The 19,276-nt window shown below is 68.9% G+C and carries 16 protein-coding genes; 5 read left to right on the forward strand and 11 right to left on the reverse strand.

What is annotated here, in order from left to right; translation table 11 throughout:
- Nucleotides 1–24: 24 nt before the first annotated feature.
- The 7 genes from VMD91_16455 to VMD91_16485 all read right to left on the reverse strand — a co-directional run bounded on the left by VMD91_16455 (nucleotide 25) and on the right by VMD91_16485 (nucleotide 9,538).
- The gene (locus VMD91_16455; protein HTW85663.1) at nucleotides 25–2,319 is read right to left on the reverse strand and encodes a S8 family serine peptidase; all 2,295 of its coding nucleotides are present in this window, start codon (nucleotides 2,317–2,319) and stop codon (nucleotides 25–27) included.
- Between the two features lie 96 nt (nucleotides 2,320–2,415).
- The gene (locus VMD91_16460; GenBank protein ID HTW85664.1) at nucleotides 2,416–4,266 is read right to left on the reverse strand and encodes a S8 family serine peptidase; all 1,851 of its coding nucleotides are present in this window, start codon (nucleotides 4,264–4,266) and stop codon (nucleotides 2,416–2,418) included.
- Nucleotides 4,267–4,411: 145 nt separating this feature from the next.
- Nucleotides 4,412–5,710 carry a competence/damage-inducible protein A gene (locus tag VMD91_16465; GenBank protein ID HTW85665.1) on the reverse strand — a complete coding sequence of 433 codons (1,299 nt, stop codon included), beginning with the start codon at nucleotides 5,708–5,710 and terminating at the stop codon, nucleotides 4,412–4,414.
- A 13-nt stretch (nucleotides 5,711–5,723) separates the two neighbouring features.
- On the reverse strand, nucleotides 5,724–6,365 hold the full coding sequence (locus tag VMD91_16470; GenBank protein ID HTW85666.1) for an NAD(P)-dependent oxidoreductase: 642 nt from the start codon (nucleotides 6,363–6,365) through the stop codon (nucleotides 5,724–5,726).
- Nucleotides 6,365–7,213 carry an NAD+ synthase gene (locus VMD91_16475; GenBank protein HTW85667.1) on the reverse strand — a complete coding sequence of 283 codons (849 nt, stop codon included), beginning with the start codon at nucleotides 7,211–7,213 and terminating at the stop codon, nucleotides 6,365–6,367. The genes VMD91_16470 and VMD91_16475 overlap by 1 nt, the downstream gene beginning before the upstream one ends.
- Complete coding sequence (locus tag VMD91_16480) at nucleotides 7,210–8,103, reverse strand: nitrilase-related carbon-nitrogen hydrolase (GenBank protein HTW85668.1); 894 nt, start codon at nucleotides 8,101–8,103, stop codon at nucleotides 7,210–7,212. Before VMD91_16480 ends, VMD91_16475 begins: the two co-directional genes overlap by 4 nt.
- A gap of 4 nt (nucleotides 8,104–8,107) precedes the next feature.
- On the reverse strand, nucleotides 8,108–9,538 hold the full coding sequence (locus VMD91_16485) for a dihydrolipoyl dehydrogenase (protein ID HTW85669.1): 1,431 nt from the start codon (nucleotides 9,536–9,538) through the stop codon (nucleotides 8,108–8,110).
- Nucleotides 9,539–9,602: 64 nt separating this feature from the next.
- On the opposite strand from VMD91_16485, the gene VMD91_16490 reads away from it, so the two are divergent.
- From VMD91_16490 to VMD91_16505, 4 genes are read left to right on the forward strand one after another with little or no spacing between them, the layout of a single operon-like run.
- A complete protein-coding gene (locus VMD91_16490; protein HTW85670.1) occupies nucleotides 9,603–11,141 on the forward strand; it encodes a mannosyltransferase family protein in 1,539 nt (512 codons plus the stop codon).
- Nucleotides 11,142–11,155: 14 nt separating this feature from the next.
- Nucleotides 11,156–11,575, forward strand: coding sequence for a GtrA family protein (locus tag VMD91_16495; GenBank protein ID HTW85671.1), 420 nt, complete (start codon nucleotides 11,156–11,158; stop codon nucleotides 11,573–11,575).
- Nucleotides 11,572–13,164, forward strand: a complete 1,593-nt coding sequence (locus VMD91_16500) for a glycosyltransferase family 39 protein (protein HTW85672.1) — start codon at nucleotides 11,572–11,574, stop codon at nucleotides 13,162–13,164. Before VMD91_16495 ends, VMD91_16500 begins: the two co-directional genes overlap by 4 nt.
- Nucleotides 13,134–14,804 (forward strand): aldehyde dehydrogenase family protein, encoded by a 1,671-nt coding sequence (locus VMD91_16505; GenBank protein ID HTW85673.1) that lies wholly within the window; start codon nucleotides 13,134–13,136, stop codon nucleotides 14,802–14,804. Before VMD91_16500 ends, VMD91_16505 begins: the two co-directional genes overlap by 31 nt.
- A gap of 62 nt (nucleotides 14,805–14,866) precedes the next feature.
- Here VMD91_16505 and VMD91_16510 read toward each other — a convergent pair whose 3' ends face one another.
- A complete protein-coding gene (locus VMD91_16510; protein HTW85674.1) occupies nucleotides 14,867–15,061 on the reverse strand; it encodes a hypothetical protein in 195 nt (64 codons plus the stop codon).
- Nucleotides 15,062–15,758: 697 nt separating this feature from the next.
- On the opposite strand from VMD91_16510, the gene VMD91_16515 reads away from it, so the two are divergent.
- Nucleotides 15,759–16,292, forward strand: a complete 534-nt coding sequence (locus tag VMD91_16515; protein HTW85675.1) for a PIN domain-containing protein — start codon at nucleotides 15,759–15,761, stop codon at nucleotides 16,290–16,292.
- Between the two features lie 81 nt (nucleotides 16,293–16,373).
- Here the strand turns inward: VMD91_16515 and VMD91_16520 are convergent, their stop codons facing one another.
- From VMD91_16520 to VMD91_16530, 3 genes are read right to left on the reverse strand one after another with little or no spacing between them, the layout of a single operon-like run.
- The gene (locus VMD91_16520) at nucleotides 16,374–17,042 is read right to left on the reverse strand and encodes a hypothetical protein (protein HTW85676.1); all 669 of its coding nucleotides are present in this window, start codon (nucleotides 17,040–17,042) and stop codon (nucleotides 16,374–16,376) included.
- Nucleotides 17,043–17,052: 10 nt separating this feature from the next.
- Nucleotides 17,053–17,910 carry a DUF2837 family protein gene (locus VMD91_16525; GenBank protein HTW85677.1) on the reverse strand — a complete coding sequence of 286 codons (858 nt, stop codon included), beginning with the start codon at nucleotides 17,908–17,910 and terminating at the stop codon, nucleotides 17,053–17,055.
- Nucleotides 17,907–19,157, reverse strand: coding sequence for a pitrilysin family protein (locus VMD91_16530; GenBank protein ID HTW85678.1), 1,251 nt, complete (start codon nucleotides 19,155–19,157; stop codon nucleotides 17,907–17,909). Before VMD91_16530 ends, VMD91_16525 begins: the two co-directional genes overlap by 4 nt.
- Nucleotides 19,158–19,276 lie beyond the last annotated feature (119 nt).

The raw sequence follows: 19,276 nt of genomic DNA on the forward strand, positions 1-19,276 counted from the left end.
GCCGGCCGTGCCGCGCCCCGCGCGCTACGGTAGGTTGGGGTCGCTCAACGCCGTCGCCATCGCGCGGTAGACGTTGAGACGGCCGCAGCCCTGGTTCGGATCGTTGAGGTTGTCGGCGGTGGAACAGAGCAGCTGCTTCATCTTCGCGGTCGACTGGTAGGAGCTGTTGACCGACAAGATCAGGGCAGCGGCACCGGCGATGTGTGGGGTCGCCATCGAGGTGCCCTCGATCTCGACCTGACAGTCGGTGGCACCGCTGCTGCCGGGATAGTCCGGTCCGCAATAGCCGGCGAAGTTCTCGTCGAACGGCGTGCTGGTCCAGATGTTGGCGATCCAGTGCAGATCGTCGGCGTCGTTATCGTCGCTGGCGTCACCGCCCGGCGCCACGATTCCCCACGACGAAGCACTGCCGAACGAGTCGGTTCCTGACGGACCGTAGTCGGTGTAATCGGTCACGTACTCGATCGGCGAGCTGCTGCTGCCGCCGGTGTGGCCGGTGCCGTTGAGCTGGCCGTCGTCGAGCGCGGTCGCGCCGGCGGCGATGACGCCGGTGTCGCACGCCGGTGTTTCGACGGGCGGTCCGTAGCCGTTACCGGCCGCCGCGACGACGACCACGTTGGCGGCGATCGCGTTCTCGACCGCTTGACCCTCGGCTTCGTCGTCGTCGCCGCCGTCGCCGTTCTGCGGCGTACCGCACACGCCGCCGCCCAAGCTCATGCTGATCACGTTGGCGCCGTTGTCGACGGCGTCGGTAATCGCCGAGGCGATGTCGGCCGGCTCCGCCCCGCACTGCGGGTCGGTCGTGGTGTCGCTGGTGCAGTTGTCGTTCGGCGTCGGGAAGACACGGTAGCCCATGAGCGACACGTTGCCGCCGTCGCCGAGATATCCCAGCGAGTTGTTCATGTCGGCAGCCGCGATGCCGGCGACGTCCGTGCCGTGGCCCATCGGATCGGTCTCGAAGCTCGAGCTCGATTGCGACGTACCGGCCGCGTTGGTGATGAAGCAGTGCTGGTAGACGAGCTTCGAGCTCAGCTCCGGATGCGTCGGGTCTTCGCCGGTATCGATGATCGCGATCTTGACGGCGGACAACCCGAGCGCGTTCGCGTTGGTGATCCCGCTGCCGTTGCCGGGCTGCGAGTACCCGAAGGCGTGCTCGAGGCCGACCGCGTGCATGTCCCATTGTCCGGGAATGGACGCCGTCTCGGCATACGGCAGCTGCTCGTAGGTGGACGTGCTGCCGGTCTGCGCCGCGGTGAAGCCGTCGAAGTACGGGTCTCGAGGCCAGTACGGCTGGCTCACGGTCGCGGCTCGGCGGCGCACGCCGCTCTGCGCGACGCTCAGGACGCCCGGCTCGGCACGCAGCAGCGCTGCGGCGGCGGCCACGCTCTGGCCGGCCGGAACGCCGACGACGCGCGTGACCCGGCCGGTGTGCGAGAAGGTCAGCGAGCGCATCAGGCGCACGCCCGCCGCGGACTCACGCTGCGCGACCGCCGCCGCGTTGCGCGAGAGCGTCGCCGCGTCGTAGGTGACCTCGAGGACGTTCGGCGAGGCACCCAGCGCCGGTTGGCGTCCGTGCAACGCGCGACGCACCGGCCGCGTCGACGACGCGACCGCGACCGCGTTGGCCGACTGATCGTCGGTCGGGCAGATGAACGCCTGCGGGTTGTCGGTCGGGCTCGGCGAGGGCTGCGGCGAGCTCGAGAGGCCGTACAGCAACAGCACGTAGGTCTTGCCCGCCAGCACTTGCTGCGTGTCGCCCGAGACCGAGGCGAAGCTGACCGTCGTGCCGCTCAGCGTCCCCGGTCCGAGGATCGTGTTCCAGCCGGCGCTCGGCGTCGTCGGGTCGTAGAACGCGATGTACAAGTACGGTTCGCTTTGCGCGACCGAGGCGGGAATGGTCAGCGAAAAAGCCGGCGACGCGGTGAAGCTGAGCGTCGTCGACGGTGTGAAGGCCAGGTAGACCAGCGGATCGATCCCGCTCACGCCGATGTTCTGCGCGCGCCGGTGCACGCTCTGGACGGTCGGCGTCCCGTTGGGCTGCTGGGTCGTGAAGGTGGCGCTGAGCGTCGTCGTGACAGACGTCGGCGGCATCGTGATCGTGCCGCTGTAGCCGGCGGCCAGCGGCCCGAGCGTCGTCGGCTCCGACGCGGTACTGCTGACCGGGATCGACAGGCTCTGGCTGTTCGTCGGCGTCGGCGTCGGCGTCGGATTGGTCGGCGGCCCGACGTGCCCGCCGCCCCCTCCGCCGCCACAGGCGGCGAGGCTGACTGACGCCGCCGCAACGAACGCGGCGAGCCGGACGAGGACGCGATGCTTCACGAGGGTGCCTTCCGTGGACAGGGTTGGGCCCTGGCTTCCACCCGCCCGCCAGCCGTCCTCGCGGCCGGGCGGAAGCCTCACGGAATCCTTAGGTCCTTAGATGCGGACCTTCGCGCTCGCCGCCGGCGGGCTCGGATCGCCCACCGCGATTGCCATCGCGCGGTAGACGTTGAGGCGACCGCACCCCTGGTTCGGATCGCCGATGTTGTCGGCGGTCTGGCAGAGGAGCTGACGCATCGCCGCCGGCGACTGGTATGGCGAGCTCAGCCCGCCGGTCGCGGAGAGGATCAGTGCCGCTGCGCCGGCGACGTGCGGGGTCGCCATCGACGTACCGGCGATCTCGGTCCGGCAATCGGGGTTCGTCGCCGACGCCTCGTTCGGGTAGTCGTTGGTGCAGGCACCCTCATAGGTCGTGTCGCTCGACGAGGACATGAACGGCGTCGAGGTCCAGATGTTCTCGATCCAGTGCAGGTCGTCGTTGTCCAGATCGCTCGACGGGTCGCCGCCCGGCGCGACGATCCCCCACGACGAGGGGCTCTGGTAGGTATCGCCGGTTCCGTAGTCCGTGTAACTGGCCACGTACTCGACCGGCGAGGTCGACGTGCCGCCCGAATGGCCGCTGCCGTTGGCCTGGCCGTCGTCCAGTGAGGTCGCGCCGACCGCGATCACGCCGCTATCGCAGCCCGGTGCTTCGACCGGCGGCCCGCTACTGTTGCCGGCCGCGGCCACGACGACGATGTTCGCGGCGATCGCGTTGGCGACGGCCGCCCCTTCGGTCGGATCGTCGTCACCGTTGGGCGCATCGCCGCTGTCGCCGCACTCATCGCCGCCCAAGCTCATGCTGATGACGTTGACATGCTGCGCGACCGCGTCGTTGATCGCCGAGGCGATGTCGGTCGTGCTGCTGCCGCACTGCGGATCGTTCTCCGCCTCGCTCGGATCGTTCTCGCAAGCATCGTCCGGCGTCGGGAACACGCGATACGCGTAGATCGAAACGTTGCCGCCCGCCCCCGCGAAGCCGAGACCGTTGTTCATATCGGCGGCCGCGATGCCGCTGACGTCCGTCCCGTGGCCGTCCGGATCGGTCTCGTAGTTCGAGGTCGACTGCGCGTTGTTCGGGTTCGAGATGAAGCACTTCTGGTAGGCGATCTTGCCGCCGCCCAGCTCCGGGTGCGTCGGATCCTCGCCCGTGTCGATGATCGCGATCTTCACCGACGACGAGCCGAGCGCGTTCGCGTTCGTGATGCCGCTGCCGTTGCCCGACTGCGAGTACCCGAAGGCGTACTCGGAGCCGATGGCGTGCATGTCCCACTGACCGGGAACGTCGGCCGACTCGGCGTAGGGCTCGACCTCGTACGTCGAAGGCTGATCGGTGTAGCCCAGCGACGGGTCGACCGACGCGTTCTGCGCGGCCGTGAAGCCGTCGAAGTACGGATCGTTGGGCCAGTATGGCGTCGTGACCGCGTCCGCGTGACGGCGGCCCGCGCTGCGCTGCACGGCCAGAACGCCGGGCTGGTTCTTGAGCGAGGCCTCGACCGAAGCCAACTGCGTCGCCGGGACCGAAAGAACGTGCATCACCTGGCCCAGGTGCGAGAAGGTCAACGAGTTGACCAGCTTCGCGCCGCTCGCCGTCTCGCGCTGCGCGATCGACGCGCTGCTGCGCTGCGCCGTCGAGCTGGCGTACGTCACGACCAATTGCGTCGTCGACGCCGGCGCATTGCGCTGACCGCGTGAACGCACTGCCATGTGCGTGACCTCGCCGCGCGCATGCGCTCCGGCACCGCGCGCGACCGACGAGGTCGAGTCACTGGTGGGGCACGTGAAGTCCGCCTGGTCGAAGCTGCCGCTCGGCGTCGCGGTCGGCGTCGGCGTCGGCGTCGCGCTGGTGGGCGGCGTCGTCTTGCCGCCGCCACCGCCGGAGCAGCCGCCGAGCAACGCGGCAGCCAAGAAGGACGCTAAAAGCGTACGAGCAGTTCGAGACAACGTCGGACCTCCGGAGGATCGGTCCAACGACGGACCGGGCTTTCCCTCATGTACGTATCGGCCGGATGTTAATCCCGGCTGAGAACATGAAGGCCGGCTGAGAATTTACTCAGCCGGCACGGTGGCCGAGCGCGACGTTCGTGGGCGGCGAGCCGTCGGCTGCGTCCGCGAGCCGCCGCCAGAGCAATCCGAGCGCGGCGATGGTTGCACGCTCGCGAATGTCCGAACGCGTCCCCGGGAAGGTCACCCGTCGCGTCTCGACCGACCCGTCCGGCAGCGCGAGCGCGAACCACACCAAACCGACCGGCTTCTCGGCCGTCCCACCGTCGGGACCGGCGATTCCGGTCGTCGCGAGCGCGACGTCGACGCCGAGCCGCGCGCGCGCACCGCGAGCCATTGCAGCCGCCGTCTCCTCGCTGACCGCGCCGACGCTTGCGAGCGTCGTGACCGGGACGTCGAGCAGCGCGGTCTTCACGTCGTTCGCGTACGCGACGATTCCGCCGCGAAACGCGGCCGACGCGCCCGCCACGGTGACGATCGCGTCGGCGACCGCGCCGCCCGTGCACGACTCCGCCGTGCCGAGCGTCCAACCGCGCGCGACGAGCTTGGCGACGATCGCGCCGGGCAGCGTGACGTCGTCCTCGCCGTACGAGAAGCTCCCGACGCGCGCGCGCAGCTCGGCCAGCACCGGCGCGATCATCGCGTCGGCCTCGGCGCGGCCGGCGGCCTTCGCCATCACCTTGACGTCGACGCGAAAACCGTGCGCCAGCATCGCGATCTTCGGGTTCTCGAGCGTGCGGAACAGGTCTTCGACCTTGCGGTCCAGGTCCGACTCGCCGATGCCGACCGTGTGCAACGTGCGCGTGTAGATCGCCTCGCGCAATCCGTACCGCTCGACCAGCCAGGGAATCAGCTTCTCCGCCAGCATCGGCCGCATCTCGCGCGGCACGCCCGGCATGCACGCGACGAACTTCCCGTCGGCGCGCAGCGCCGCGAAGCCCGGCGCCGTGCCGTGCGGGTTGTCGAACACGATGCTCCCTTCGGGCAGATACGCTTGGCGGCGATTGTTCTCGGCCATGGTGCGGCCGAAGCGCTCGAAGATCCGCTCGATCGCGCGCAGCGAGGGTTCGTGCAGCACCAGCGGCCGGCCGACGACGCGCGCCACCGCTTCTTTGGTGAGGTCGTCGACGGTTGGGCCCAAACCGCCGGTCGTGATCGCGCCGTCGGCGCGGTCGAGCACGCCGCGCAGCATCGCCTCCAAGCGCTCCGCGTTGTCACCGACGGAATGCTTGGCGTAGACGTCGACGCCGTGATCGGCGAGCGCGCTCGCCACCTGTGCGCTGTTGGTATCGATCAGGTGCCCGAGCAAAATCTCGGTCCCGATCGTCACGATCTCCGCGGACGCCACGTGCCCTCCTTCGCTACGCGCCCGCCTCACGGCCGGCGGCGCGTTCGTCGTCCTCGAACCAGGCGGGGTACGTCACCGTGGCGTCGAGCGCGAAACCGTCGGCGGCCAGGATCATCGCGGCGCGCCGGGCGAGGGCGTCATCCGCCAGCTCGCGCCGGTTCTGCCGCTTCTTCGCCGCGATCGCCTCGACGAAGCGGACGAACTTCGCGTCGAGCACGCGCTCGAGCGCGGCTTTGAGGATCTTGCCGACGCGCGGCGCGACGCCGCCGGTCGAGATGCCGATCTTCACCGGCCCGGCGCGCACGATCGCCTGCATCGCGACGAAGCCGTAGCGCGGCTGATCGATCGTGCACAGCAGAAACCGGTGCGCGTCGGCCAGCGCGCGCAAGCGCGCCGAGAGCGCCGCGTCCTGCGGCGTGGAGATGACGAAGAACGCGTCGCTGACGTCCTCGTCGCGCAGCGAGGCGGGGTCGGTGATCCAGCGCACGACCGCGCCGACGTCTTCCAGCGCGGCGACTTTTTCGCTCGCCTCGCGGTCGTCGCTGGGCCCGATCACCACGCACGGTCGGCCGACCAGATTGAGGCTGACCGAATAGAACCCGCGCGGCGGGAGGGGATCGTCCGCGTCGGCCGGCGAGTGCGCGAGCTCGGACATCAGAAGTCGACCGGCCGCAGGTAGAACTCGTTGATCGCCGTCGACGAAACGAGCGCCGTCGTCGGCAGGTGACGCTTCCAGTGCGTCGCGTCGACCCGCCGGCGCACCAGCCGGACCTCCTCGAGCGTCAAGCCGCGGGCGACGATCGCTTCGTCCTTGAAGCCCAGCAAGATCATGTTGAGGATGCGGTCGGCCTTGGCGTAGGTGATGCCCAGGTCGCCTTCGTCGGTCTGGTTCGCCTCGAGATCGGCGCTGGGCGCCTTGTCGACGACCTCGCGCGGGACGCCCAGGTGGCGCGCCAGCGCCCAGACCTGCGTCTTGAACAGGTCGCCGATCGGATTGACCGGCGGCGTGTCGTCGGCGTGCCAGGTGAAGTAGCCCATTAGCCGCTCCGTCTTGTTCCCGGTGCCGACCGGGAGCGCGCCGCGCCGGGCCGACTGATCGAACAGCGCCAGCATCCGCATGCGCGCCATGACGTTGCCCTTGCGTCGCGCGTCGGCATCGGGCGCGAAGCGCAAGTAGCCGTCGACGGCCTCGCTGATCTCGATCGTCTCGCCGTGGATGCCGATCGCGTCGATCACGCGCTGCGCGTCGCTCAGCGAGTCGGCGCTCGAGGTGCGGTACGGCATGCGGATCGCGTAGACGTTGTCCGAGCCGAGCGCGCGGGCGCACAGGAACGCGACCAGCGCGCTGTCGATCCCGCCCGAGAGCGCGACGACCGCGCGCGAGACGCCGCGGCGCTCGACGATCTCGTCGCGCAGGAACGCCACCAGCCAGTCCGCGGTCAGCGCCGGATCGATCTCGAGCGAAGGCTCTTCGGGACGCGCTTCGATGACGGGAAACATCATACGCGTTCCTCGAGCCGCCGCACGACCGGGATCGCTTCGTCGAGCCACAGGTCCGGCAGCACGGCCGAGAGATCGCCCAGCAGCGGCAGCGTCGCGCGCGCCAGATCGACCTCGTCGGGGTCGAGCACGATCCGCACGATCTGCGCGCCCAGCGAGGGCGAAGCCGCGATCAGCTCCCCGCGCGGCGAGAACGCGCAGCTGCCGCCCGACATCCCCTTCCCGCCTTCGAAGCCGGTCAGTCCCGCATACAAGACGTAGACGCCGTGCTCGGCGGCCATCGACGAGAGGATCGCTTTCCAGCGCGCGTTGCTCTCCAGCTCGCCGGCCGGACCGCCCAGACCGCGCCCGGGCGAAGCGCTCGGGACGATCAGCACGCGCGCGCCCTTGAGCGCGGCGACCGTCGCCGTCAACGAGTGCCAAGCATCCTCGCAGATCAAGACCGCCGCCGTCCCGAAGACGCTCTCGTACGTCCCCAGGTGCCGGCCGCGCGTGAGGAAGCGTTCCTCGTCGAAGACGCCGTAGGTCGGCAAGAACATCTTGCGGTGGACGTGCACGACGCGCGCGCCGTCCGGTTCGCCGCAGCGCACCACCAGCGCGGCGTTGTGGAACGTCCCGCGCGCGTTCTCGTAGAAGCCGATCACGACTTCGACCGGCACGCGCGCGCCGCGCGCACGCCACAGCGCGTCGATCCGCTCCGCCAGCGCGTCCACGTCGAACGCCAGCTCGTAGACCGCGCCTTCGAGAAAATACCCGGTCAGCGCCGCTTCGGGGAAGACGATCAGCCGCGGCGGATCGTCGGCCAGCTGCGCGAACACGTCGCCGACCGTCGCCAGGTTCGCCTCGACGTCGCCCTTGCGAGGCTTGAACTGAACCAGCGCCGCCGAGATCACGGGACTACTGCGCCACGGCCAGCGATGGGACGGCGGCGAGCCGCTCGGCGATCTCTTCGGCGGGGTAGGTCAGGATCTCGACCAGCGTCGGGTGCAAGTGCGGGATCTGCGCGTACTGCCGCACCGTCGCGCCGAACGCCATCGCGACGATCAGCGGTTCGATCAGATCCGAGGCTTCCGGCCCGAGGATCGCGGCACCGAGGATCTTGCCGTCGCCGGGCGCGGCCAGCATCTTGACGAAACCGCGGGTGCGGCCGAGCGCGACCGCCTTGCCGTGCTCGGCGAACGGGTAGCTGGCCGACAGATACGGCGTTCCCGCGCGCTCCAGCTCGCGCTCGGTCGCGCCGACCACCGCGACCTGCGGGTCGGTGAAGATCGTGTGCGTGCGGGTCAGGCTGTAGTCCGCCCGTTCGCGCGCACCGGTCGCGGCGTTGCGCCCCGCGATCTCGCCTTGCTGGATCGCGACGTGCACCAGCGGATACAGTCCGGTCACGTCGCCGACCGCGAAGATGTCGGGGTTCGACGTGCGCAGCGTCTCGTCGACGTCGATCCCGCTGATCTCGTGGTAGGTGACGCCGGCCGCCTCCAGGTTGAGCCCCAGAACGTTCGGCACCCGGCCCAGCGCCATGAAGATCTCGTGCGCCGCGACTTCGTGGTCGGCGCCGTCTCGCTTGTACTGCACGACCTTGAGCCCGTCGCGCACGCTGACGCGGTCCATCACCGCGCCCGTTTCGATGCGAATGCCTTCCTCGCGCAGATACTCCGTCAGCCCGTCGCCGATGTCGTCGTCCTCGGCGCTGAGCAGGTGCTTGCCGCGCAGCACGATCGTGACCGGCACGCCGGCGCGGTGAAAGAACTGCCCCAGCTCGGCGCCGACGTAGCCGCCGCCCAGCACGATGATCGATTTTGGCGGTTCCACCAGATCGAGCGCCGCGTCGCTGTCGATGAAGCCGGCCTCGGCCAGGCCCGGCAGCGCGGCCGGCGCGGTGAGGCTGCCGGTGGCGATCACGAAGCGCGGCGCGTACAGCGTCTCGCCGCCGACGACCAGGGTGGTGGGCGACTCGAAGCGCGCCGGCCCGCTGAAGGTCGGGAACGTCTCGATCCCGGCGATGCGGTAGTCGGCCCAGCCTTGGACCAGCTCGCGCTTGCGGGCTTGCAGTGCGGCGTAGTCGAGCGCCGGCTCGCCCACCTGGATCGCCAGCGCATCGGAACCGCGGATCTGGTGCAGCAGGTCACCGGTCGCGATGAGGGTCTTCGAGGGCATGCAGCCGCGCAGGATGCACAGACCGCCCAGCGGGCCGCGATCGACCAGCGCGACGTTGGCGCCCAGGTCGCGCGCGGTACGAGCGGCCGCGAAGCCGCCGCTGCCGGCGCCGATGACGATGAGATCGAAACGATGTGGAATGGTGCTGACTCCCTCGGATAGCGACCCCATTTTTCGGCCTGGGGTGGCGAACCATGCAGGCGACCACGACGGGCGGCGGTAAACGAGGCCGACCGTGGATGTAGCCCTCGCCGGGAAGCCGGTCGGATCGAAGCCCGCTGCGCTGTTCGCGGCGGTCGGGCGCCCCGCCGTCGCGGCGGTCGGGATCGCCGGGCTGAGCGTCGGCTTCTTCGCCTGGTACGCGGTCGCGCTGCGCTCGCCGCACCACGCCCTGTTCCTCGACGTGACCTTGCTGCTGGCGCTGGTGGCGGGGATCGTCGCGACCTACGCCGCCTGGCTCGCCTACGGGCGCTACTTCGCGCGCCGCGCGTCGGTCGACGAGATCACCGCGCTCCAGTACGACGCCATCACGTGGGCACCGCTGGTGCTGCTGTGGGGGATGCTGCTCCCTCCGCTCGGGGGCATGGGCACCGAAGTCTGGGCGGCCGTCGCCCTCGGCGCCTTCGCGCTGGCCAAGATCGTCGTCGCGGCGCGCTGCAACGCGACCGTGCGCGACGTCGCGATCACGTTCGTCGTCACCCGCGTGCCGTTGATCATCATCGCCGAGTTGGCGGCGGTCGTCATCGGTCAGCGCCCGGGCGTCCACTACGCCGCATCGACCGATCCGCTGCTGGCCGTGTGGGGCCGCTGGGACGCCGAGCATTACATCGGTATCGCGCAGAACGGCTACTCGGGGACGGAGCCGGCGTTCTTCCCGCTCTACCCCGCGCTGATCGCGCTGGGGGCGACGCTGGTCGGCTCGCACCTGGTCGCCGGGCTGATCGTCTCGAACGCGGCCAGCTTTCTCTCGTTGCTCTACCTCTACAAGCTGGTCGAGCACGAGTACAACCGCCAGGTGGCGCACCGCGCGACCTTCTACATCGCCATCTTCCCGACGGCGATCTTCTTCTCGGCCGTCTACAGCGAGTCGCTGTTCCTGTTCCTGACGGTGGCGACGTTCTACTACCTGCGCGAGCGGCGCTGGCTGGTCGCCGGCGTGTTCGGGTTCTTCGCCGCCATGACGCGGTCCGAGGGGGTCCTGCTCGCCGCGCCGATGCTCATCGAATGGATCGTCGCGATCCGCGAGGGCGGCCGCGAGTACCTGCGCTACTGGTGGAGCGACGTCGTGCAGCCGCTGATCGGGATAGCGCTGGTGCCGCTGGGGCTGGGCGCGTACATGTTCTACCTGTGGGTGCTCAACGGCGACCCGCTGCGCTTCTCGCACGTCCAGGCGCACTGGGACCGCCACCTGGCGCCGCCGTGGGTCGCCTTCCAGCACGCGATCCACCTCATCCGCCACTCGCACGTGCAGCAGACCGTCGCCGATCAGGTGCTCGAGCTGGCCTTCACGCTGCTGATGCTCACGGTGCTGGCGGTCGGCTTCCGCCGGCTGCGGCTCTCGTACATCGTCTACATGGCGCTCTCGGTGCTCATCCCGCTCTCGACCGCGAGCCTGATGAGCATGCCGCGCTTCGCGCTCGTCCTGTTCCCGATGTTCGCATTGTTCGGCCTGTGGGGCGCGCGCCCGGCCGTCAACAACGCCTACGTCGCCTTCTCGCTGCCGCTGCTGGGATTGTTCACCGTGCTGTTCGCCGACTGGTACTGGGTCGCGTGACGGGAGAGACGTCTTTGATCGACCGCTTCGCGCTCCACCGCCGCCGCGGCGTGCGCCAGTTCGTCAAGTTCGGCATCGTCGGCGCGTCCGGATTCGTGGTGAACCTGGTGCTGTTCACGCTGCTGCAGCGCGTGGTGCCGAACCACGCCGCGGCGGGGCCCTACTACACGATCTACTCGATCTCGTTCTTGGCCGGCGGCGTCTCGAACTGGCTCCTCAACCGCGTCTGGACGTTCCGCTCCTCGAGCCATCCGGGCAAGGAAGGCCTGCAGTTCATGACCGTCTCGGTGCTGGCGCTGCTGGTCGGCTTGGCCGTGTCCGCGGTGGTCGCGCCGTACTTGGGCCACGGCCACAAGACGTGGTTCGTCGCGACCTGCGCGGGCATCGTCGTGAACTTCTTCGTCAACAAGTACTGGACGTTCCGGTCCGCGTGAGCCCCGCGCGCCTATTTTGGGGCGCGACGCTGCTGGTCGCGCTCATCGGCCTCGTGCTGCGCCTCAAAGGCATCCACGATCCGATCTTCGATCATCCCGGCTGGCGGCAAGGCGACACCGCCGCGATCGCGCGCAACTTCGCGCAGCTGCAGTACAACCCGCTCTTCCCGCAGACCGACTACGACGGGCCGCCCCCGAACTACGTCGAGCTCGAGCTGCAGATCGTGCCGTTCCTGGCCGCCACGCTCTACAAGCTGTTCGGCGTGCACGAGATCTTCGGCCGGCTGATCTCGCTGTGCTTCGGCGTCGGCACGATCATCATTCTCGCCGCCTTCGGTCGCTGGCTGTTTCGCAGCGCGCTCGCGGGCGTTGCGGCGGCCGCGCTGTTCGCGATTCTGCCGGGGGCGTGGTACTACAGCCGGACGTTCATGCCCGACACGACGATGGTCTTCTTCCTCACCGCGGCGCTGTACGCGGGCGGACGATGGATCGTCGACGACGACGCGCGTTCGTGGCGCGGCTGGTGGCCGGCCGCGCTGCTGCTGGCGGTGGCGTTCCTCGCCAAGCCCGTCGCGGTGCTGGGGGCGATACCGCTCGCGGCCGCCGCTCTCGCGCACCTGGGCTGGCGCCGCACGCTGACGAGCGTGCAGCTGTGGGCACTGGCGGCGGTGGCGTTCGTGCCGCTGGGCATCTACGATCACATCGTCGCCTCGCACGCGGAGTGGCATTGGGCCAGCGGCATCACCAAGCTGCACGTCATCCCCTCGCTGGTCGGCGCGCTGACCTCGCCGGCGGCGTTCGCCGCGAAGGCGCTGGCGTTCGGCCACGCGCTGCGCATGCTGGCGACGACGATGCTCGGGCCGGTCGGCATCGTGCTGGCGATCCTAGGCTTCTGCGTCCCGCTGCGCTCGCGCAGCGACGCGCTGCTGTGGGGCTGGCTCGCCGGCGGGCTGCTCTATGCGTACGTCGTCGTCACCGTCGAGCGGGTCGACTACTACCTGTATCCGCTGCTGCCGCTGGGTGCGCTGACGGCGGGCCGCTTCGCGGCATTCGTGGCCGAGCGCTGGGGTGACGAGTCGCAGCGGCGCGCGACGCTGGCGGGGCTGGGCGCGATCGTATGGCTGTGCGCGCTCGTGGGCGGCTATCACCAGATCGCGCCGTACTGGCAGTGGAGCAAAGCCAACTACGGGCGTGCCAAACAGCTCGATGCGACCCTCGCGCCCGGCGCGCTGATCGTGATGGGGCACTACGACCCCTCGATCCTATACACGATCGACCGCAAGGGCTGGGAGGAAGACCCGCACCTGTGGACGCCGTTCGACGAGCAGAGCGCGATCCGCAAAGGCGCGCGCTACTTCGTCGCCGTCGAGAACGCGCGCTTGAAGGAGACGAACCTCGAGCTGTACTGCTGGCTGAGCCGCTTCCCCGTGCTCGACCCGGCGGCGGCCTGGCCGGTCTACGAGACCGATCCCGCGAAGGTGCTCCCCGGCGCGGAAGAACGCTGGCGCGCGTTCCGCCGCCGCGAAGCGGCCGGAACCTACGCTAACTGGAGGCAGGTATGGAAGTCGGCACCCGACCCGTGCCGGTAACGGTCGGCGACCTCGATCGCGAGGTCGCTACGGTGCGGGAGCATGCCGAGCGCTGGGCGCGCCTGGGGATCGCCGGGAAGATCCGTCATCTGCGGGCGATGCGCATGCGCACGATCGAGCAGGCCGCGACGTGGGCCGAGCTGGGCGCGCGCGCCAAGGGCGTCGCCGGCAGCCCGCTGGCAGGCGAGGAATGGTTCTCCGGTCCCTACGCGCTGCTGGCGATGATCGACGCGCTCGGCGCGACGCTCGGTGACCTCGCGCGCTTCGGTGCGCCGCACGTTCCGCACGCGCCGCGCGTCCGCGCCGACGGACAGGTCGTGGTCGACGTCTTCCCGGTCTCGACGGCGGACAAGCTGCTGCTCAGCGGCATACGCGCCGAGACGTGGATGGAGCCGGGCGTCCCGCAAGAGACGGTGCTCACCGAGTACGCCGCCTCGTTCTACCGGCGCGAGCGGCCCGCGGGGCGGGTGACCCTGGTGCTCGGCGCCGGCAACATCGCCAGCATTCCGCCGCTCGACGTGCTGACGGTCCTGTACGCGCACGGGAGCAGCGCGATCCTCAAGCTCAACCCGGTCAACGCGTATCTGCAGCCGGTGTTCGAGCGCATCTTCGCCTCGCTGATCGAGGAAGACGTCCTGCGCATCGTCGGCGGCGGCGCCGACGTCGGCGCGTACTTGTGCTCGCACCCGGCCGTTGACGCGATCCACTTGACCGGCGGCGAGCGCACGCACGACGCGATCGTCTTCGGCACCGGTCCGGACGGCGCGCAGCGCAAACGCGAGGGCCGGCCGCTGCTCGACAAGCCGGTCAGCAGCGAGCTGGGCAACGTCACGCCGGTCGTCGTCGTGCCGGGGCCGTGGAGCGCGCCCGACCTGGCCTTTCAAGCCGCGCACGTCGCGACGATGAAGCTGCACAACGCCGGTGCCAACTGCATCGCCGCGCAAGTACTGGTCGTGCCGGCCGAATGGTCGCAGACGCCGCGCTTCGTGACGGCCGTCGACGACGCGCTGCGCGCCGCGCCGGCGCGGCCGACCTACTATCCCGGCGTCTCGCGCACCGAGCGCGCCTTCCTCACCGGCCTCGACGCCGCCGGCGATCCGCTGTTCCGGGAGGAGCTGTTCGCGCCGGTCCTGGGTCAGACCGCACTGCCCGGCGCCGATCCGGAGACGTTCCTGCGCAACGCGGTCGCGTTCTGCAACGAGCAGGCGCGCGGTACGCTCGGCGTGAGCATCCTGATCCACCCGCGCACGATCACCGCGCTCGGTCCCGCCTTCGACGACGCGGTGGCCGCGCTGCGCTACGGCTGCGTCGCGATCAACACCTGGCCCGGCGTCGGCTTCTTGCTGCCGACCGCGACCTGGGGCGCCTATCCCGGCAACACGCTGGCCGACGTCGGGAGCGGGATCGGCGTCGTCCACAACGCGTTCCTCTTCGACCGCCCGCAGAAGACCGTCGTGCGCGCGCCGTTCGCGCCGTTCCCGCGTTCGCTGGGCGACGGCGAGCCGACGCTGCTGCCGACGCCGCCGTGGTTCGTCACCCACCGCCGTGCCGACTCGGTCGCGCGCAAGATGTTCGCCTATACCGCGAAGCCGTCGCTCCCACGCATGGCCGCCACCGCGCTCGCCGCCATGCGGGCCTAGCGCGAGGCCGCTAAGCGTTCGGTCGAATAACTATCCTAGCCAACAAGACTCACGTAGGGGGTCTAGGCGTGGCTAAGCCTCTTGCGCCGATGCGTTCGACGATCGTCGGCGAGGTCAGCGGCGATTTCTGCCTCTAACTCAGCGTGGTTGAGTTCTCGACTGTCAGGGACCGCCTCATCGAGTATCTTGACCATTTGAGGTTTGAGCGTCTCTAGAAAGGCTCGACGTTCCGCCTCGCGCTGCGCCAAAGTCTTCATGCCCATAGAATCGTTTTTTGGCGTCAAGCGGGCGCAGCGTACGAAGTACGTTGCGGATGGGTCTGATCTAGGTCTGTTCACGATGGTCTGTTAGGGTTCCATATTCGGGACCCTTATGGTACCATATTTGGGACGCTTATGCCACCGTTTCATAGGCCCTGGACTCAGTGGCCGCGCAATTAGCCCCGAAGGCCGCTGGGACCGGCCGGTTTGCCAAATGCGACCCGGAGTGGCTTCGCATGTCTCTGGGAGCCCGAGAGTTCCGGGTCCTGCTTGCCCTCTCCCTTCATGCGGACTGGCGTCCAGCCGGCTTCGGCCGTTGCTACCCTAAGCGTGACACTATTGCTCTGGCGACGAACCTCCAGGTATCGCATGTAAGCGAGGCGGTCAGCGCCCTCTCGGAGGTTGGGCTTATAACCGTTGTGAGACTCGGCCGCAAGAATGTTTATTACGTTCGGCAGATAGGCTCAAGCGAGCCCATGCCGCCATCGGATGCCGAGCCCTTTTTTACCTACCTGCGTGGTCTTGGGATTCGGTTGATCGTTGCACCCGATGGCCAGTTGCACTACGCGACGGGCAGTCATCGGTTCGAGAACTTGCCCGGCTTAGCTCGGGCTATCTTCAACGATTACGCAAGCGGCCTGATTCCTCGCAAGTTCAACGCGGCGATATCCCTACTCTCTCCCGAGCAACCCTGATGACCGAGATTGCGCGCGCCGTGATCGATACAGGCATCTGGATTGATATCTATCTTCAGAACTACATCACGCCGCCACCTAAGCAGCCGTACTGCGACATACTAGATGCCTTCTTTGATGCAGAGTTTGTCCCAGTATACAGTCAAGCATCCTTCGATGAGCTTCTGCGGATGCTGACGACGAGCCGACGCGTCGCGCGCGCACATAATCTGAATCCAGCGAGTGCCGGGGCCTTTGTTGGACTCATCTTCGCTAAGGCCGGCGAAGAGGTAGTGATCCCAGGAACGCTCGCAGTCAGTACCGATCGTGATGACAATCCAATCATCGAGACAGCCTACGTCGGTCGCGTTGACTACCTCGTCGCAGACGATGCTCATTTTCACGAACCTGCTGTGCTAGCTCTGATGAAGTCTCTTGGGACCGAAGTGCTCTACTCGAAGCAGTTTCGCCGAGAGCTTCGCCGCCGACGCGAGGCCTCAGAACGTGCAGACGCGCGGGATGTCGCCAATGCAAGTTCCGACACGGGTGAATAAGCGACGTTCCACATACACCCACCATTCACGACTCGTTTTTAATTCATGCCCGGAAAGTTCGGCCTGCCCCATCCGAGAGTTCTACGGCAACGGCAACAAGCTGGCCGGTGGTGCGAGGGTTGCGGCACCCTGTTCGGGGACACCGGATTCGACCAGCTGACGGTATTGGGCCAGGCGGGCGCGCAGGCGCGCGAGGTCCTCGGCCAGGACGTCGCTCTGGCGCAGCGCCGTGCCGAGGTCGGCGGTGTCGTACGTGTAGTCGAAGCGGCGCAGCGCGTTGATGATCTGCTGGTTCTGCGCTTCGAGCGCGACGTAGCCGCGGCGCAGGCTCGACCCGGTGTACGCGTACGAGGGGTAGTTCGAGACGACGATGTCGCGCTTGAGCTCGGCCTGCTCGATCTCGTTGCGCACGTCCTTGATGCGGTCGTCATCCGGCGAGTAGTGCGCCGCGATCGCGAGCGCGTCGATCGCATCCTCGAAGTGCGAGAGCGAATAGTACTTCTGGGCCAAGCGCAGCTGGACGTCGGTCAGCCCGGCGCGCGCATGTTCGTCGGTCGGGTCGATCTTGAGCGCCAGCTGGTACGCGATCGAGGCGTCGGGATAGTTCTTGTGCGCCATCGCCAGGTCGCCTTGGTGGTCGCGCGTGCTGACGATCCATTGCGCGACGCCGGCGCCGCAGCCGGTGGTCGTCAGCGACAGCCCGAGGCCGGCCAGGGCGAGCACGAGGACTCGAAGGATGCGCTTCTCCATCTGCTTTCCGTCAGAGCTTTCCGTGTGGCCAATAGTGAGCGACGATGGCGATGTAGTGGGCGGCCGGAACCAGGATCAGCTGCGCCAGCAGCGTGCCGATGAAGGCGGTGACGATCAGCCAGAAGATCATCGCCGCCACGTCGCGCGGCTGCCGCTCGTCGCGCACCGTTTGATCGACGATCAGCGCCGTGGTCGGGTCGATGAACAGCGCGAAGGCGATCGTGCCGATCCCGTTGACCAGACCCGAGAGCCCGGTCGCCGTGGTACGCGAGCCCAGGTCGATGACGCTGGCGTAGAACGCCGCCACCACGCCGACCGCGTAGACCGCGTAGAGCAGCGTGTTGAAGATCAGCAGCTTGCGCGGCACGGCCGAGATCGGGAAGTCGGCCAGCGAGAACTTCGGCGGCCGCAAATGCCGCAACAGCCAGAACGCGACCTTGGGATCGAGGACGCGCGCGAGCGCGTGCGGGACCGAGCCGCGCCGTTCGAACGAGGCGATCCCGCGGATGAAGCCGGCCAGGAACATCGGCACCATCACCGCCCCGATCACGATGCCGACCGAGCCGGCCGCGACGATGATCCGCATCTGCAAGTCGTAGATCGCCAGCGCCTGCGGCGGCACGGCGGTGAGATGGTGGCGCAGCGCCGAGTTCGCCGCTCCGTCCGCCAGCGCGCCCAACGAGGGCGTCATGAACAAAGCGGCGAGGCGGCTGGCGGTGACGAGCAGGCTGAAGAGCGAGATCGCGGTCGCGATGCGGCGGGTGGTGACGCCGGCGTACCGCGCCGCGTAGGCGCCCATCGCCACCGACTGCGGGACCAGGTTCGCGGCGCTGGCGAGAACGACGTTGCCGTTGAGCAGCGCGCTCACGCGGCTTGCGCGCCGCGCAAGCGCACGCCGCGCACCTCCGCCGGGCCCAACACGCACAGGCCGCGCGTGGCCGGACCGAGCAACAGCCGCGCCAGCTCGTCGACCTCGGCCGAGGTCACGGCGTCGAAGCGCTGCTCGACCTCCTCGGCCGAGATCTGGCGACCGTGCACGAGGTGGTTGCGCGCCAGCCGTGACATGCGGTTGTAGGTGCTCTCCAGCGCCAGCGTCAGGTTGCCCTTGAGGTGCTCGCGCGCGCGCTCGACCTCGTCCTCGCGCACGCCCTCGTGCAGCAGCCGGTCGAGCTCGTCGACGACGACGTCGACGCACTCCTGGACGCGCTCGGGCGCGCAGCCGGCGCTCACGCCGAACAGCCCCGCGTCGCGGTAGCCTTGCTGAAAGGTGCTGATCTCGTAGGCCAACGCGCGCTCTTCGCGCACGCTCTGGAACAGCCGGCTCGACATCCCGCCGCCGAGCAGCATGTCGAGCACCGAGAGCGCGTAGCGCCGCTCGGCGCGCAGCGAGAGCCCCGGCGTCCCGAGCATGACGTACGCCTGCTCCGTCTCGTCGAGCGTCACGTCGACCGCCGGCGTGAAGCGCGGCTGCTCGAGCGCCGGCGGCGTCGCCGGGCCTGCGAACGATGCGAACGCCTCACCGATGAGCGCGACGACCGCATCGTGCTCGAGATTCCCCGCGGCCGCGACGAACACCGTCGCCGGCGCATAGCGGCCGGCGCGCCAGGCCAGCAGGTCTTCGCGCTCGAGCGTGCCGACGGTCTCGACGAACCCGATGGTCGGATCGCCGAGGTTCGCGCCGCGCCACAGCGCGCGGGTGAAGCGATCGTGGAGCACCTCGGCCGGCGCGTCGTCGTACATCCGGATCTCTTCGAGCACGACCTGGCGCTCGCGCTGCAGGTCGTCGGCCGCGACAATCGCGTGTTGCAGCATATCGGCGAGCACGTCGACGGCGAGCGGAAGATGGCGGTCGACGACGTGAGCGTAGAAGCACGTCGTCTCCTTGTCGGTCATCGCGTTGAGCTCGCCACCGACCGCGTCCATCTGCTCGGCGATCGCGCGCGCGGTCCGGCGCGGCGTCCCCTTGAACACCATGTGCTCGAGCAGATGCGAGATGCCGCGGCGCTCGGCCGGCTCAGCCGCCGAGCCGACGTCGCACCACACGCCGAGCGTCGCGGAACGCACGTGCGGCATCGATTCGGTCAGCACCAGCAGACCGCTGGGAAGCGTGGACATCCGGATCATCCGTCGGTTCCCTTCGACAGGGACGCTCGGAAGGCCGGGTCCCAGAAGATCCCGTGCCCGGCGCGCAGCCGTGCCACGACCGATCCGCGCTCCGCGCGGGGGACGGTGAT

Origin of the sequence: Candidatus Sulfotelmatobacter sp., from assembly GCA_035504415.1 — a bacterium.
Taxonomy (GTDB): Bacteria; Vulcanimicrobiota; Vulcanimicrobiia; order Vulcanimicrobiales; family Vulcanimicrobiaceae; genus Vulcanimicrobium.